We start from the raw sequence: 13907 nt of genomic DNA, 5'->3' as shown, positions 1-13907 counted from the left end.
TCTATTTTTCACAATAAAAATAGGGGCTTCTAGAATAATTTGGAAACTTCCTGATTCACAAATTCAAGAAATCTTTCATCAGCCTCAGTAAAAGGATCAATTACATGGCTGTCAATATCAATTTGTCCTATATTTACTCCGTTTACAAATAAAGGTACAACAATTTCTGATTTTACAGTAAAACTGCAGGCAATATAATTGTCCTGGGCAGAAACATCCGGTACAACAAAGTTGGAATTGCTTTCAGCAACCTGACCACAAATTCCCTTTCCAAAAGGAATCACGGTATGGTCTGTTTCTGCTCCTACATATGGTCCTAAATGTAGTGTTCTGTTTTCGTGATTGGCAAAGTAAAATCCTACCCAATTGTAATATTCGATGTTTTCGTTTAATAAATGACAGATTGCTAATAATTTTTCGTCTCTCGTTTTATCTGCTTCAATTACAATAGCTGATATTTTTGGTTGTAATTCCTGAAATGTCATAATATGAAAATTTTATGCAAAAGTATTTAAAGCTAAACTCAAAAAATACATAAATTTGAAAAAAAATCCCCTTGAAAAAATATTTAGTACAATTTAAACCCTTCCTTATTTTTATAGGGACATTTTTTGCCGCTTATATTTTACTTACAGTAGTTTATAAATATTATCTGGATAGCTTTGACGAAAATGATATTGACGGAATAACTGGTGTTGTTGGTTCTAATGTCTATAGGTTAATGGATTTTTTTAATTGCGATGTACTGGTTCAGAAAAGTCTATTGGGACCTTATTTAGAGGTTTGGTATAATAAAATGAATGTTGTCCGAATAGTAGAAGGATGTAATGCTGTAAGTGTAATGATTTTGTTTGTTTCGTTTGTACTTGCTTTTTCCGGAAAACTTAAAACAACTTTGTTATTTATTTTATCAGGAATTCTTTTTATTTATATTCTAAACATAGTCAGAATTGCGATATTAACGATTTTGTTGTTTCGTTTTCCTGAAAGGGAACATCTTTTACACGGGGTTCTTTTTCCTTTGATTATTTATGGGGTGGTTTTCCTTTTGTGGGTTTTATGGGTAAATAAATTTTCAAAATATGCTAAATAAACTTTTCGAAAACAAATTCAAAATTGTTATAACCATTCTGATTGTTGTGTGTTTAGGAATTATCAGGGCTTTGGAAAATCAATTGTTCTACGATCCATTTCTGGTTTATTTTGATTCAGATTTTAAAGGATTACTGTTTCCTCAGGCAGATAATTTTAAACTTTTGACAGGGCTTTTGTTTCGTTATTGTTTAAATACAATTTTGTCGTTAATGCTTATTTATGCTTTATTTAGGAATAATGAAATTCTAAAGTTTAGTGCATTTTTGTATGTGTGTTTTTTAGTAGTACTTATAGGAATGTTCTTTGTCATCCTTGAATATTTTCCCAATGCAGGTTGGCTGCTTTTTTATGTAAGAAGATTTATTATTCAGCCCATATTTGTGTTATTATTTGTTCCTGCTTTTTACTATCAGGAACAAAATCTTAAAAAATAACATTTTGTTTAGCTTTTATCCGGACTTTTTTAAATAGTTTTGCAGTATGAATTTAAAGAAGTGTACGGGAGTATTTTTAGCGTTCCTTTTGTTGGTTTCCAACATTGGGTTTGCTTTCGATGTGCACTATTGCGGAGGGAAAATCGCTTCCGTTTCATTAAGTACTACAGTTTCTCCTGAAAAAAAATGTTGTGGAGATAAAGAAAAAAAATCTTCCTGCTGTAAAGACAAGGTATTTAAATTTGAAAAGAAATCAGATGATGCGACCTTTAAGGTTTTCTTTTTTCAGTTTGCATTTCCAGCAGTAATTCAGCAATATAATTTAGTTGAGTTTTTATCTGTTCCAAATTTTAAGAACAGTCAGAACATTTCGTATTATGCTGATGCAAATGCGCCCCCCTTATTCAAATTATACAATCAATACATATTTTATTCCTGATTTTAATGTTTAGATCTGGCCATTTTTTATGGTCGTTATCATGATGTTTTAAAGTTTCTTATCTATTTGAGAATCTTTTAAAGACAGAAATTTCTAAATAACATTAAAATCTTTTTTATGCAAAAAAATATCATGCTTTTCATGGTGTTTTTGCTTTCTGTTTCTGCTTTTTCGCAAGAAGATTTAGAGGAAGTAAAAATTACTAAAAAGCAAAAAGGACTTAAAAAATCCTATACACTTACCGCCAATACGACACTTATTACAAGTAAAGAACTTTTGAAAGCAGCGTGTTGCAACCTGGCAGAAAGTTTTGAAACAAATCCGTCAATTGATGTCAATTTTTCTGATGCCTTAACAGGGACCAAACAGATAAAAATGTTGGGTCTTACAAGTCCTTATCTGATGATTACCGAAGAAAACATCCCTTCGGTTCGTGGAGCTTCACAGGCTTACGGATTATCTTTTACTCCAGGAACATGGATCGAAAGTGTGCAGATTACCAAAGGTGCAGGAAGTGTAATTAATGGATATGAAAGTATTTCGGGACAAATAAATACGGAACTTTTAAAGCCTTTAAGCGATATTCCGTTTTTCCTGAATGCTTATGGATCTACCGATGCACGTTTTGAATTGAATACGCATTTCAACAAAAAATTATCTGATAAATGGGCAACAAGTTTGTTTCTTCATGGTAATGCGCGTGTAGCAAAAAACGATATGAACGATGATGGCTTTTTAGATAACCCGTTAGGAAAACAAATCAATGTTTTAAATCGTTATCAATATTATAATCCTGAAAGCGGCTTGGTGAGTTTTATCAATTTCAGATACATGAATGATAAAAAACAAACGGGAGAAGTAGATTTTGATAAAGATCGTGATCGCGGAACTACAAATTATTGGGGATCAGAAATCAATACAGAACGTTTTGATGTGTCTACGAAGATTGGGTACGTTTTTAAAGATATGCCATATCAGAGCATTGGTTTTCAAAACGCTTTTAATAGCCATAAACAAGATTCTTATTTCGGACTGAATCAATATAATATCAAGCAGGATAGTTTTTATTCGAATTTAATTTTTAGTTCGATTATTAATAACACGATGCATAAATTTACTACAGGTCTGAATTTTTCTTACGATAAATATCAGGAATTAGTATATGTAAATGATTATAACCGAATTGATAATTCTGTTGGGGCATTTTTTGAATATACTTATGATAATACGGATAATTTCAGTTTGATTTTGGGTGGAAGAGTTGATAATCATAACCGTTTAGGACTTTTTGTGACACCTCGTCTACATGTAAGGTATAATCCTTGGAAAAATGGAGTAGTTCGTTTTTCTGCCGGAAGAGGAAAACGTTCAGCCAATATTTTTGCCGAAAACCAGCAGCTTTTTGCAAGCTCAAGAACTTTCTCAATTTTGGATAACAGCGGAAAAATTTATGGTTTGAATCCGGAAATTGCATGGAATTACGGAGTGAGTTTTTCTCAGAAATTTAAAATTTTCAATAAAAATGCCGAAGCAGGTTTTGATATATACAGAACCGATTTTCAAAACCAGGCTGTTGTCGATTTAATGCAGAGCCCTCAGGAGGTTTTGTTTTATAACCTAAAAGGAAGTTCGTTTGCAAATAGTCTTCAGTTTGAGTTTAATTATGGGCTAATCCGTAACCTGAATTTGAGAACAGCATATAAATATTACGATATTCAGACCTCTTATTTAAGAGGAACTTTTCAGAGGCCGTTGCAGGCAAAACATCGTTTTCTAGGTAATCTGGAATATGAAACCACTGTAAATGATGATAAACAATGGAAGTTTGATTATACTTTCAACTGGACAGGAAAACAGCAATTGCCATACACGGCATCAAATCCTGAAGCAGATCAGTTTCCTGAATTTTCACCTTCTTATGTTGTGATGAATGCTCAGGTGACACGTGTTTTTTCTCCGGTTTTTGAAGTGTATATTGGAGGGGAAAATATAGGAAATTACAAGCAGCAAAAAGCAATCTTAGGTGCTGATGATCCGTTTGGTACTAACTTTGATGCTTCAATAGCATACGCACCTATTTTTGGTCAGATGTATTATGCGGGATTACGATTTAAAATAAAATAAATACAATTATCAATTTCAAAAATCAATTACAATTACAATAAATAATTTATAAAATGAAAAAATTAATTTTAATAGCAGTACTAACATTTTTAGGGTTTTCAGCTCAGGCTCAGACTAAAAAGAATAAGAATTTAAAATACACTACAGAAGTAAACGGTAATTGTGAGCAGTGTAAAAAACGTATCGAAAAAGCGGCTTTTGGTGTCCCTGGAGTAAAATCGGCAACCTGGGATGTTGACTCACACCAGTTAACGGTAATTTTAAATGAAGAAAAGTGTTCAACAGCAGATTTAAATAAGGCTGTGGCAAAAGCAGGACATGATACCAAAGAGGTTAAGGCAACGCAAAAAGATTATGATAATTTGCATAGCTGCTGCAAATACGAAAGAGAATAATTATTGATAGCCCGGCTTTAAAAGTCCGGGCTTTTTTAATAGTTAATTTATGTTTAAAATACCGTATTTTATTGTGGTTAAAGTAAATTATTGTTACTTTCACACACTTAATAAATATAACCAAACTCATTTATGAATAATTTTGAATGGACTCAGTTAGTCAACCCTGAATTTTACATAACATTAAGCATCGGAGGTGTTCAAATAGGTTTATTTATTGTACTGTTTATAGTTTTTGCTGAAACAGGACTTTTTGCGGGTTTTTTTCTTCCTGGGGACAGTTTGCTTTTTTTGGCCGGAATCTATAGCCGCGATTTAATTCAGAATGTTGTATTTATTCCAAGTGATTTTATAAATGTGCTTTTATTGTCGACTGCGGTTGCAATAATGGGAGTTTTCGGAAATATGACCGGGTATTGGTTTGGTGCCAAAAGCGGATACTATTTATTCAAAAAAGAAGACTCTTTTTGGTTTAAAAAGAAATACCTCTTACAATCGAAGGATTTCTTCGAAAAGTATGGAGGTAAGGCTATTATTTATGCAAGGTTTTTACCAATTTTCAGAACATTCGCTCCAATTATAGCGGGCATTGTTTCAATGGATAAAAAGAAATTTATGTTCTATAATGTTCTGAGTTCTTTTTTATGGTCTTTTATATTAATCTTCTCTGGCCACTACTTATATGGCGTATTTTTAAAACAGGGAATTGATCTGAAACATTATATTGAATACATAGTTGTTGTCATTATAATCATTTCTACATTCCCGGTTATATTGAAGCTTTTAAAGAAAAGACCAATCGAGAAAATATAAATTAATTTTAAAAGGGAAAAGAATAAAAATTAACTGTTTCCAAAAAGATTGAAAATAGATCTGGCGAAACGTGAATTGTTTTTTTCTTCGACTGTTTCATAACATGAAAAGCCTAAAATAATTTTAATTCCGGGAGGGATGCTGTTTAAGATGTCTCTTTTCTGATCATCTAAAAGCACTTTTAAACTTGAAATTAATTCGGAGTTATATTTCAAATACGAAATAATAAGTAGTGCAGAAAAATTTAAAACTTCTCGTGCTGTTTCACTTTTGATACCAACCTCGTTTGAAATCATTTCAGAAATCCTGCCTTTTTTAGCAGTAAAAATTTGTTCCAAAAGGGGATTGCCTTCTAATTTGTAATTGTCGTCCACAGATAAAATCCTGGCAGAAGCAAAATCAATTTCTTTGTAAAATGCTGATTTCTCAACAAGTTCAGTCATTTCTTCTAATGTTTTCTCTTCAAAATTATTGTAGTATCCCATTAAAACAGTACCTAACGAAACATCGATAGCCTTAATTAATAAGGCATCATTTTCGAAATAAAATTTGTTTAACTTGGAGATGACATTGGAAGAGATAAAGCGGCGTAGTTCAATTTGTAGATTTGGGGTCATAATTGTATTACTGGATTAATTAATATTTTGCTGTCAATAATCGATAAATGTGGTATTTCATCGATTATAGCGATAAAAATATAAAATATATTAACATATCCAAAAATAAAGTTAAATATTTTGTTTTTGTTTTTTTGGTAATTTAACCATGAAAAAATCGTACAATCAATAAATATAACTCCTTAGTTCTCAAATGAAAGTATAAATTGTTTCGAAAAAAGTTTTTTTACTTTTTCGAAATTTTAGAAAAATAAGAAAAAGCTTAAGATTTGATTAAGCCATTAAAACAAATCAGTTCTGTTTTGCCATACTATGCTCAGAAATAATCCCAAAAAAACAATGCAAAATAGAAAATTGATAAAACTTGAAGCCAAAAAGCCAAGTAACGACCCTGTAGCTGCTTTTAATGCTCTTTTATGATTTTTTGAGTCATAGATTATTTCACCAATAAAAGCGCCTGCAAAAGGTCCGATAATTATTCCGAAGGGTATAGGAGCAAGGATACCAATTATCAAACCGATGTTAGTTCCCCAAATCCCGTAAGAACTGCCACCAAATCGTTTAGTTCCTTTTGCCGGAATTATATAATCTAAAATGGTAATAGTAATCATTATGATAAAAGTGATACCCAAAATCCAATAGTTGTTTTCAACAGCTTTGGTTAAATACAATAATAATAAACCAACCCAACAGCTTGACAAACCAGGTAAAATAGGTAAAAAACTGCCTAATATTCCTACTATCATGCAAACAAATCCGAGAGAAACTAATAACAAGTCCATATTATTTTTGTAAATTGATTTATGTTTTATAAATGATAAACTGTGAAAAGATTTATTTATAAAAATAATAGAAAAAAAGACTTTTAAAAATATATCAGGAATATTTGCAATAGAAAGCTTGCCAAAAAAAATAATTGTATTTTTACATTATAAGTTAAATCAACATCAAAATCTTGAAACAGCATTTCCTTTTTTTAGTTTTTTTAATTTTTAACTCTTGTCAATATTTTGAGAAGCAGGTACCTTCTGAAAAAGAATTGCTTCAAAAAGAATTAAAATCAATTAACTGGAAAGAAGTTGATGAATATCCGTCTTTGGCAGATTGCGAAAAAATCAATAATAAAAGCCAGCGCCAGCGATGTTTTTTTGAAATTATGGCACAGCTAATACAGGAAAAATTAGATATCGACACTTTGTCTGTTTTATATCCTGAACTCGATACGATAGAAGTAAAGATAACCGTTTTTCCAGATGCGACCATTAATTTTGAACCGCAATTCCCTAAAGATTCTGTGAATTATGACAGAATTAAAATCGATAGTATTCTTCGTGCCCGTTTGGTTGATTTTCCCAAAATTAATCCGGCCATCAAACGTGGTATTCCGGTAAAATCACAATTTATTTTGCCCGTAATTCTTAAGGAAAAAGAAAAAAAACAAAATTTGTAGTTTAATTAGGAGCTATTTCCCGCTATTCACTGCACACGAGCGATAGCGAACTGACGAAGTAATCTTTTATGCCGAACCACGGCACAAAAGGATATCGGGGCTAGGAAAGAAAGTAATATTCAGGAGAAATTACTTTTGAAAACGACGACCTTTCCATTCATAAGAACCAAATAAACTGTATAACGCCACTGCAGAACTGAAAAAAGGATAGAATAAACTGCTCAGCAAAAAACTTTTAATCCTGGCTTTTGTCAAAAAATGATTGGTAACAGAAAGAAGGGCAAAATCTATTAAAAATTTAAAAAAAGCAAATAAAACAAAAAGTGGATACGACCAAATCCCCAAAAGGAGGAAGAAAAATCCAATAACAAAACTCAGATTTCCAAAGAAAACAATAAGTCCAAGAAACTTTCCGAAAGTACTTTTATAAGAGCTTGTTTTGGCTGCCCAGCGTACTCTTTGGTGAAATAGAGTTTGCCAGTTATCAGTTGGTTTTGTAATCACAATTGCTTCATCGGCTTTTAAATAATGAACTTCGTTTTGGGAATTTTCAATCGCTTTTTGTAATAAAAAAACATCATCTCCGCTGGCAATTTTGTCATTCCCTTCAAAGCCATTCAGATTTTCGAATAAAGATTTTCTGTAAGCAAAATTGGCTCCGTTACACATAAAACCTTTGTTCAGGCCAAAACTCCCAATCGTAGCGCCTTGCAGACTTGTTAAATCCAATTGCTGAAAATGCTCCAGAAAAGAATTTATACATTGATAGGTTACAGCACCTGCCAGCATCGAAATTTTGTTCTCCTGAATCTGAATATAGTTGTCAAAAGTCAAAAGCCAGTTTTCAGGAACAATACAATCGGCATCGGTTGTAATAACCCAATCGGTTTTTACATGTTGCATGGCTGTTGTAATCGCATCTTTTTTCGGAGAATTTGAAACACGAATATTGTCAATTTGTGAAATGTGAAATGTGAAATGTGAGATTTGAAATTTCTCATTTGAATTATCATCAACCAAAATAACTCTAAATAACTCCTTTGGATAATTCAAATTTGAAAAACTCTCTAAAAGTATGGGAAGATTTTCTTTTTCGTTTCGAAACGGAACTACAATCGTAAAACTTGTTTTGGGCTCTAAATCCTTTTTTTGATATGTTTTTATTCTGAAAAAACCATAAATCAGCAGCGAAATACTAATAAAATAAATTGCTAATATGGCGAACAATTCGAGAATCATGCTGCGGTTTTAGTTTTAAAATTCAGTACGAAATAACTTCCGAGAACTACCGGCAGAACCACGTTTAAAAACCACATCAAAGTACTGATGAAAATGACAATCCACTCATTTACTCCTAAAATTCCGAAGAAATAAATAGCAACACTTCCTTTTACAGCAAAATCCAAAAACTGAAAAGTAGGCAATGAAGATGCTAAAAAGTAAACCGACGTTATGGCCGCCATTAAAGTTAAATAAGGCAAATCAACATCAAAACCTAAAAATAAAAAGTAATACTGATGTGAAAATACCAAATAACGACAGATTCCTAAAAAGATATTTTTTTGATGAATTGATTTCGGTATTTCATTGATTTTGTGAATTAGTTTTTCGATAGAATATCCTTTAACTTTTATCTTTTTTATTGAAAACAAAACAATCAGAATAAGTATAAATCCGCCAAAAAGAATCAGGACGGTCTTCGTTGTGATAACATTAAATTGAGCATTGAAATACAGCAGTCCGAAAATTCCAAAAAGTACCGTTAAAACCATCTGGATTCCGTTGCAGATCAGGTTAAGGAAAACTACTTTTTTAGCTTCAGATTTTGGGTAATATAACGCTTTTCCGGCATATTCCCCAACTCCATTTGGTGTAAAAATTCCGGCGGTTAAAGCAGCTAAAACCTGTTTTGTAGATTCGTAAACAGAAATTTTATGAATAACCTGCGCCAGATTCTGCCATTTCAAAATCTCAAAATAGCGGTTTAAAATACTCAAAAGCAAAATAAACCCAATTCCTAAAACTGACTGATTTTTTCGAAACACAGCGATAAACTTCTGCCAGTCTAATTTATCATTGTTAGCCAGCTGATTGTAAATAAAATAAAATGCGCCGCCAACAATCAAAAGTTTGACTACAAGAACAAGGAATTGCTTAGCTTTGTGAGAAATTGAAATCATGTCGCAAAGTAAAGAAAACTATTGCGAAAAAGCTATTTCACAAAGATTCACAAAGTGATCACAAAGACATACAGAGAAACTAAAAAAACTTTGTGAATCTCTGTGTTAACTTAGCGAAACTTTGTGTAACCCAAATAAAAAATTTTGACAAAAGAACGCATCATATTAGGTATTGATCCCGGAACCACAATTATGGGTTTTGGACTAATTAGGGTAACCAATAAAAAAATGGAATTTCTGCAGTTGAATGAATTGCAGCTTTCCAAATACGATAATCATTACCAAAAACTAAAAATCATCTTCGAAAGAACAATTGAACTAATCGAAACGCATTGTCCTGACGAAATTGCGATTGAAGCACCTTTCTTTGGAAAAAATGTGCAGTCGATGCTGAAACTGGGGCGTGCGCAAGGTGTTGCTATGGCAGCCGGGCTTTCAAGAGGTATTCCTATCACAGAATACGAACCCAAAAAGATAAAAATGGCAATTACCGGAAACGGAAATGCCAGTAAAGAACAGGTTGCCAAAATGCTGCAACAGCTTTTAGGTTTAAAAGAATTACCAAAAAATCTTGATTCAACTGACGGTTTAGCGGCTGCGGTTTGTCATCACTTCAATTCAGGAAAAGTTGTTGCCGGAAAAAGTTATTCTGGCTGGGATGCTTTCGTAAAACAGAACGAAGATCGTGTAAAAAAATAATGTGTCAATTGAGAAAATTTGTCAATTAGATGATTCTATAGACAAAGAAAAAAATTATCTCATTTTCTAATTGACAAATTCTCTAATTAAAAAAATGTCAGGAATTTACATTCACATACCATTTTGCAAACAGGCTTGCCACTATTGCGACTTTCATTTTTCAACTTCTATGAAAAAGAAAGACGATATGGTTTTTGCATTAGCTAAAGAAATTGGAATGCGAAAAAATGAGTTTGAGAATGAGGTTATAGAAACTATATATTTTGGTGGAGGAACACCTTCGGTATTAAGCAACACAGAAATAAATTTTTTGACTTCTGAAGTTTATAAGAATTACAAAGTCACCGAAAATCCGGAAATCACACTTGAAGCCAATCCGGATGATTTGTCTTCTGAACGAATTTTAGAGTTATTTAAAAGTCCAATAAATCGTCTCAGCATCGGAATTCAGTCTTTTTATGAAGACGATTTGAAAATGATGAACCGTGCCCACAATTCGGCGGAAGCAAAAAAATGTCTGAAAGAAGCAACAAAATACTTTGACAATATTTCACTGGATTTGATTTACGGAATCCCGGGAATGAGCGATGAAATGTGGAAACAGAATATTCAGACTGCTCTGGATTTTGGTGTTCCACATATTTCAAGTTATGCTCTGACGGTTGAACCGAAAACGGCTTTGAGTAAATTAATCCAAACTGGAAAAATTGCAGAGCCAAAAGACGAAACTGCTTCCAATCATTTTATGATTTTGGTTGAAATGCTTCAGAAAAATGGTTTTATTCATTACGAATTATCGAATTTTGGAAAAGAGAATTATTTCTCGAAAAACAATTCGGCGTATTGGCTAGGAAAAAAATACATAGGAATAGGGCCTTCTGCGCATAGTTATGACGGTGAAAAAAGAGGCTGGAATATTGCTAATAATTCGCTTTACATAAAAGCAATTCAAAACAACGAACTCCCAATTGAAACTGAAATTTTGACTATTTCTGACCGTTATAATGAGTATATTATGACAGGTTTACGAACTATTTGGGGCGTTTCTTTAGATAGAATCGGAAAGGAATTTGGAGCAGAATATCTGGATTATTTATTAGAACAATCTCAGAAATTCTTAAACGACGATTTACTTTCTATCGAAAACAATATCCTAAAACCAACTTTAAAAGGGAAATTTTTAACAGATGGAATTGCAAGTGATTTGTTTTATTTAAATTTGGAAGAATAAAACTTGAGCGCTGATAAAAATCCGTTAAAATCTGCGTTAGAATATCCGTATAATCCACGTCCCTATGCTAGCAGTAATTGACAATCAATATCAAATCGATTTATCAAAACCCATTGATATATCCATTTCATTAACCAATACAGATGAAAACCCAATTGCCTGGTACATAGAAAAACCGGTTATTGAGCCCGTAGTTTTTGGTGACTGGATCGGGAAAGTTTCTGAAGGAAAATCGTCTACGAATTTCAATAATATCTTCTTCAATCCGCATGGACATGGCACACATACGGAATGTCTAGGGCATATTACAAATGATTTTTACAGCATTAATCAATCGCTTAAAAAGTTTTTCTTTACAGCTAAATTGATTACGATTGAACCTGAAAAAATCGGGGAAGATTTAATAATTACTAAAGAACAGATTTCATCTTTAGTAAACACAGAAACAGAAGCTTTAATTATAAGGACACTTCCTAATTTAAAAGACAAAAAATCAAGGAAATATTCGAATACCAACCCACCGTATTTATCTGAAGAAGCAGCGGCTTTCATCTGCGAAAGCGAAATTCAGCATTTATTAATTGACCTGCCAAGCGTTGACCGGGAACATGATGAAGGAAAATTATTGGCTCATAAAGCTTTTTGGAATGTAAAAGACACTCATAATCTAAATTCAGATGCTAGATTAAATGCTACGATTACCGAAATGATTTATGTTTCAGACGAAATCGAAGATGGAGATTATATTTTAAATCTTCAAATAGTTTCGTTTGAAAACGACGCAAGTCCAAGCAAACCTTTATTATTTAAAATCTACAATAAAAATGATTAGTGTCTCAACCGATAAAACCAAACTTGATGTTCGGTTTATTCAGAACTTCCTGAAAGATATTTATTGGGCTGCGGGGCGAACTATAGAAGAAGTCAAGACAACCATTGATGCTTCGGTTTGTTTCGGAATTTACTTGGATGACGAACAAATTGGTTTTGCCAGAGTAATAACCGATTATGTTGTTTTTGCTTATTTAATGGATGTTTTTATTGATGAAAAATATCGCGGAAAAGGTTATTCGTCTATTTTGATCGATGCCATGATGAATGAACCGCAGCTACAAGAAGTCAAAATATGGCGTTTGGCAACAACAGATGCTCACTTTTTATATGAGAAATTCGGTTTTACGGCCTTAGAGTACCCGGAAAAAATGATGGAAAAGAAAATAGTATAATTTTAGATAAAATGAATTTAGAAACATATTACGAATACTGTCTTTCGAAAAAAGGTGTTAGTGAACATTTTCCTTTTGATGAAGACACTTTGGTATTCAAGGTTGGAGGAAAAATGTTTGCGTTGTCTTCTTTATCGCAATGGGAAAAGAATGAAGCTTCAGTCAATTTGAAATGTGATCCAGAGCGTGCACAAGAACTCAGAGCAGAATATGATGAAATTAAACCAGGATATCATATGAGCAAAGTGCATTGGAATACAATTGCATTAAACGGAAATTTACCTACACCTTTTCTCAAAGAACTCATTGATCATTCGTACGAATTGGTTTTCAAAAGTCTGACAAAGAAAATTCAGAATGAAATTATTGAATTAGAAAATTAGGCATTACATTTGTATGGAATGTCAAAAACATAACACTCAATTAATTTGCAACTTAGTAGTTTATAGAATATGAAAGAACAATTTAAAAAGTTTCTGAACGAAGAACAAGACCCAAAAGCAATTGAAAAAATTACTTCAAAACTAAGTGATTTATTGATGAAAGGAGAAGAAGTAGGGTATATCGCTGTTCAAAAAAAACCGGCAATTACTGTTTTTCCGGACAGTATTGTATTAACGAATAAAAGAATTATTATTTGCGAGCCTAAAAATTTGGGGCTTTCAATGGATTTTACAGATTATACCTGGGACAATATAGCCGGTGCTTTTGTAAAAGAAAATATTCTGGGTTCAGAATTCTCATTTAATACAAAGACTGATTTCTCCATTTCGATAGATTATATTCCAAAAATTCAGGCTAGAAAAATATATACTTACGCTAAAGAACAATTGGATTTACTGAAGAATCCGGTTGTAATAGATGCGCCTGTTTTTGAAACTTCAAAAGCTATAGAAGAGGAAAGCAATACTATTGATGAGGTTGAAGAGGTTGAAGTTGAAGAAGTATCAAATTTTGCCGAAATTTTACCAGCAGCTCCGGTTTATACAGAAACTATTGAGCCTGTTCAACAAACTCAGTCAACAGGAGAACGCAAATTAAGCGAATTGTCTAAAGAAGAGCTCTTCGATAAGCTGCAGAATTACAAAAAGTTATTGGATAATGGACTCATTCTTCAGGGAGAGTATGATACTTATAAGAAAGAGATTTTAAGTTATATGTAAAAAAAAATCCGGAGTCTAAAACTCCGGATTTTTTTTTGTTT

The 13907-nt window shown here is 32.4% G+C and carries 18 protein-coding genes; 13 read left to right on the top strand and 5 right to left on the bottom strand.

Going from position 1 to position 13907, the window contains the following annotated elements; genetic code table 11:
• Nucleotides 1-29: 29 nt before the first annotated feature.
• The gene (locus GWR14_RS10445) at nt 30-485 is read right to left on the bottom strand and encodes a GAF domain-containing protein (RefSeq protein ID WP_163408975.1); all 456 of its coding nucleotides are present in this window, start codon (nt 483-485) and stop codon (nt 30-32) included.
• A 71-nt stretch (nt 486-556) separates the two neighbouring features.
• On the opposite strand from GWR14_RS10445, the gene xrtF reads away from it, so the two are divergent.
• From xrtF to GWR14_RS10415, 6 genes are all read left to right on the top strand, one after another.
• Complete coding sequence (gene xrtF / locus GWR14_RS10440; protein ID WP_163408974.1) at nt 557-1093, top strand: exosortase family protein XrtF; 537 nt, start codon at nt 557-559, stop codon at nt 1091-1093.
• Nucleotides 1083-1529, top strand: a complete 447-nt coding sequence (locus tag GWR14_RS10435) for an exosortase F system-associated membrane protein (protein WP_163408973.1) — start codon at nt 1083-1085, stop codon at nt 1527-1529. Before xrtF ends, GWR14_RS10435 begins: the two co-directional genes overlap by 11 nt.
• A 46-nt stretch (nt 1530-1575) precedes the next feature.
• Nucleotides 1576-1968 (top strand): HYC_CC_PP family protein, encoded by a 393-nt coding sequence (locus tag GWR14_RS10430; RefSeq protein ID WP_163408972.1) that lies wholly within the window; start codon nt 1576-1578, stop codon nt 1966-1968.
• Nucleotides 1969-2085: 117 nt separating this feature from the next.
• Nucleotides 2086-4092 (top strand): TonB-dependent receptor plug domain-containing protein, encoded by a 2007-nt coding sequence (locus GWR14_RS10425; protein ID WP_163408971.1) that lies wholly within the window; start codon nt 2086-2088, stop codon nt 4090-4092.
• 53 nt (nt 4093-4145) lie between these two features.
• On the top strand, nt 4146-4487 hold the full coding sequence (locus tag GWR14_RS10420) for a heavy-metal-associated domain-containing protein (RefSeq protein WP_163408970.1): 342 nt from the start codon (nt 4146-4148) through the stop codon (nt 4485-4487).
• A gap of 132 nt (nt 4488-4619) precedes the next feature.
• Nucleotides 4620-5300, top strand: a complete 681-nt coding sequence (locus tag GWR14_RS10415) for a DedA family protein (RefSeq protein WP_163408969.1) — start codon at nt 4620-4622, stop codon at nt 5298-5300.
• 29 nt (nt 5301-5329) lie between these two features.
• Here the strand turns inward: GWR14_RS10415 and GWR14_RS10410 are convergent, their stop codons facing one another.
• Entirely contained in the window at nt 5330-5917 is a 588-nt protein-coding gene (locus tag GWR14_RS10410) for a DUF937 domain-containing protein (RefSeq protein ID WP_163408968.1), read from the bottom strand.
• A 281-nt stretch (nt 5918-6198) separates the two neighbouring features.
• Nucleotides 6199-6699 (bottom strand): DUF456 domain-containing protein, encoded by a 501-nt coding sequence (locus GWR14_RS10405; protein ID WP_163408967.1) that lies wholly within the window; start codon nt 6697-6699, stop codon nt 6199-6201.
• Nucleotides 6700-6872: 173 nt separating this feature from the next.
• Between GWR14_RS10405 and GWR14_RS10400 the strand changes: the two genes are divergently transcribed.
• Nucleotides 6873-7367, top strand: coding sequence for a hypothetical protein (locus GWR14_RS10400; protein WP_163408966.1), 495 nt, complete (start codon nt 6873-6875; stop codon nt 7365-7367).
• Nucleotides 7368-7496: 129 nt separating this feature from the next.
• Here the strand turns inward: GWR14_RS10400 and GWR14_RS10395 are convergent, their stop codons facing one another.
• Nucleotides 7497-8606, bottom strand: a complete 1110-nt coding sequence (locus tag GWR14_RS10395) for a glycosyltransferase family 2 protein (protein ID WP_163408965.1) — start codon at nt 8604-8606, stop codon at nt 7497-7499.
• A complete protein-coding gene (locus GWR14_RS10390; protein WP_163408964.1) occupies nt 8603-9547 on the bottom strand; it encodes a lysylphosphatidylglycerol synthase transmembrane domain-containing protein in 945 nt (314 codons plus the stop codon). Before GWR14_RS10390 ends, GWR14_RS10395 begins: the two co-directional genes overlap by 4 nt.
• Nucleotides 9548-9691: 144 nt before the next feature.
• On the opposite strand from GWR14_RS10390, the gene ruvC reads away from it, so the two are divergent.
• The 6 genes from ruvC to GWR14_RS10360 all read left to right on the top strand — a co-directional run bounded on the left by ruvC (nt 9692) and on the right by GWR14_RS10360 (nt 13866).
• On the top strand, nt 9692-10246 hold the full coding sequence (ruvC, locus tag GWR14_RS10385; protein WP_163408963.1) for a crossover junction endodeoxyribonuclease RuvC: 555 nt from the start codon (nt 9692-9694) through the stop codon (nt 10244-10246).
• Nucleotides 10247-10340: 94 nt separating this feature from the next.
• Entirely contained in the window at nt 10341-11477 is a 1137-nt protein-coding gene (gene hemW / locus GWR14_RS10380) for a radical SAM family heme chaperone HemW (RefSeq protein WP_163408962.1), read from the top strand.
• 64 nt (nt 11478-11541) lie between these two features.
• Nucleotides 11542-12309, top strand: a complete 768-nt coding sequence (locus GWR14_RS10375; protein WP_163408961.1) for a cyclase family protein — start codon at nt 11542-11544, stop codon at nt 12307-12309.
• Nucleotides 12302-12703 (top strand): GNAT family N-acetyltransferase, encoded by a 402-nt coding sequence (locus GWR14_RS10370; protein ID WP_163408960.1) that lies wholly within the window; start codon nt 12302-12304, stop codon nt 12701-12703. Before GWR14_RS10375 ends, GWR14_RS10370 begins: the two co-directional genes overlap by 8 nt.
• Before the next feature lie 11 nt (nt 12704-12714).
• A complete protein-coding gene (locus GWR14_RS10365) occupies nt 12715-13086 on the top strand; it encodes an MmcQ/YjbR family DNA-binding protein (protein WP_163408959.1) in 372 nt (123 codons plus the stop codon).
• A gap of 69 nt (nt 13087-13155) precedes the next feature.
• Nucleotides 13156-13866, top strand: a complete 711-nt coding sequence (locus GWR14_RS10360) for a PH domain-containing protein (protein ID WP_163408958.1) — start codon at nt 13156-13158, stop codon at nt 13864-13866.
• Nucleotides 13867-13907 lie beyond the last annotated feature (41 nt).

It is taken from the genome of Flavobacterium ajazii (assembly GCF_010614725.1).
GTDB lineage: Bacteria > Bacteroidota > Bacteroidia > Flavobacteriales > Flavobacteriaceae > Flavobacterium > Flavobacterium ajazii.
Note: the sequence above shows the minus strand (reverse complement) of the source record. Positions and strands in the feature narration are given on the sequence as shown.

Coding starts and splice junctions, on each gene's coding strand:
- GWR14_RS10375 (WP_163408961.1), top strand. CDS start 11,542: ATGCTAGCAGTAATTGACAATCAATATCAAATCGATTTATCAAAACCC.
- GWR14_RS10415 (WP_163408969.1), top strand. CDS start 4,620: ATGAATAATTTTGAATGGACTCAGTTAGTCAACCCTGAATTTTACATA.
- GWR14_RS10445 (WP_163408975.1), bottom strand. CDS start 485: ATGACATTTCAGGAATTACAACCAAAAATATCAGCTATTGTAATTGAA.
- GWR14_RS10435 (WP_163408973.1), top strand. CDS start 1,083: ATGCTAAATAAACTTTTCGAAAACAAATTCAAAATTGTTATAACCATT.
- GWR14_RS10410 (WP_163408968.1), bottom strand. CDS start 5,917: ATGACCCCAAATCTACAAATTGAACTACGCCGCTTTATCTCTTCCAAT.
- GWR14_RS10395 (WP_163408965.1), bottom strand. CDS start 8,606: ATGATTCTCGAATTGTTCGCCATATTAGCAATTTATTTTATTAGTATT.
- GWR14_RS10370 (WP_163408960.1), top strand. CDS start 12,302: ATGATTAGTGTCTCAACCGATAAAACCAAACTTGATGTTCGGTTTATT.
- hemW (WP_163408962.1), top strand. CDS start 10,341: ATGTCAGGAATTTACATTCACATACCATTTTGCAAACAGGCTTGCCAC.
- GWR14_RS10390 (WP_163408964.1), bottom strand. CDS start 9,547: ATGATTTCAATTTCTCACAAAGCTAAGCAATTCCTTGTTCTTGTAGTC.
- GWR14_RS10420 (WP_163408970.1), top strand. CDS start 4,146: ATGAAAAAATTAATTTTAATAGCAGTACTAACATTTTTAGGGTTTTCA.
- GWR14_RS10425 (WP_163408971.1), top strand. CDS start 2,086: ATGCAAAAAAATATCATGCTTTTCATGGTGTTTTTGCTTTCTGTTTCT.
- GWR14_RS10365 (WP_163408959.1), top strand. CDS start 12,715: ATGAATTTAGAAACATATTACGAATACTGTCTTTCGAAAAAAGGTGTT.
- GWR14_RS10405 (WP_163408967.1), bottom strand. CDS start 6,699: ATGGACTTGTTATTAGTTTCTCTCGGATTTGTTTGCATGATAGTAGGA.
- GWR14_RS10360 (WP_163408958.1), top strand. CDS start 13,156: ATGAAAGAACAATTTAAAAAGTTTCTGAACGAAGAACAAGACCCAAAA.
- GWR14_RS10430 (WP_163408972.1), top strand. CDS start 1,576: ATGAATTTAAAGAAGTGTACGGGAGTATTTTTAGCGTTCCTTTTGTTG.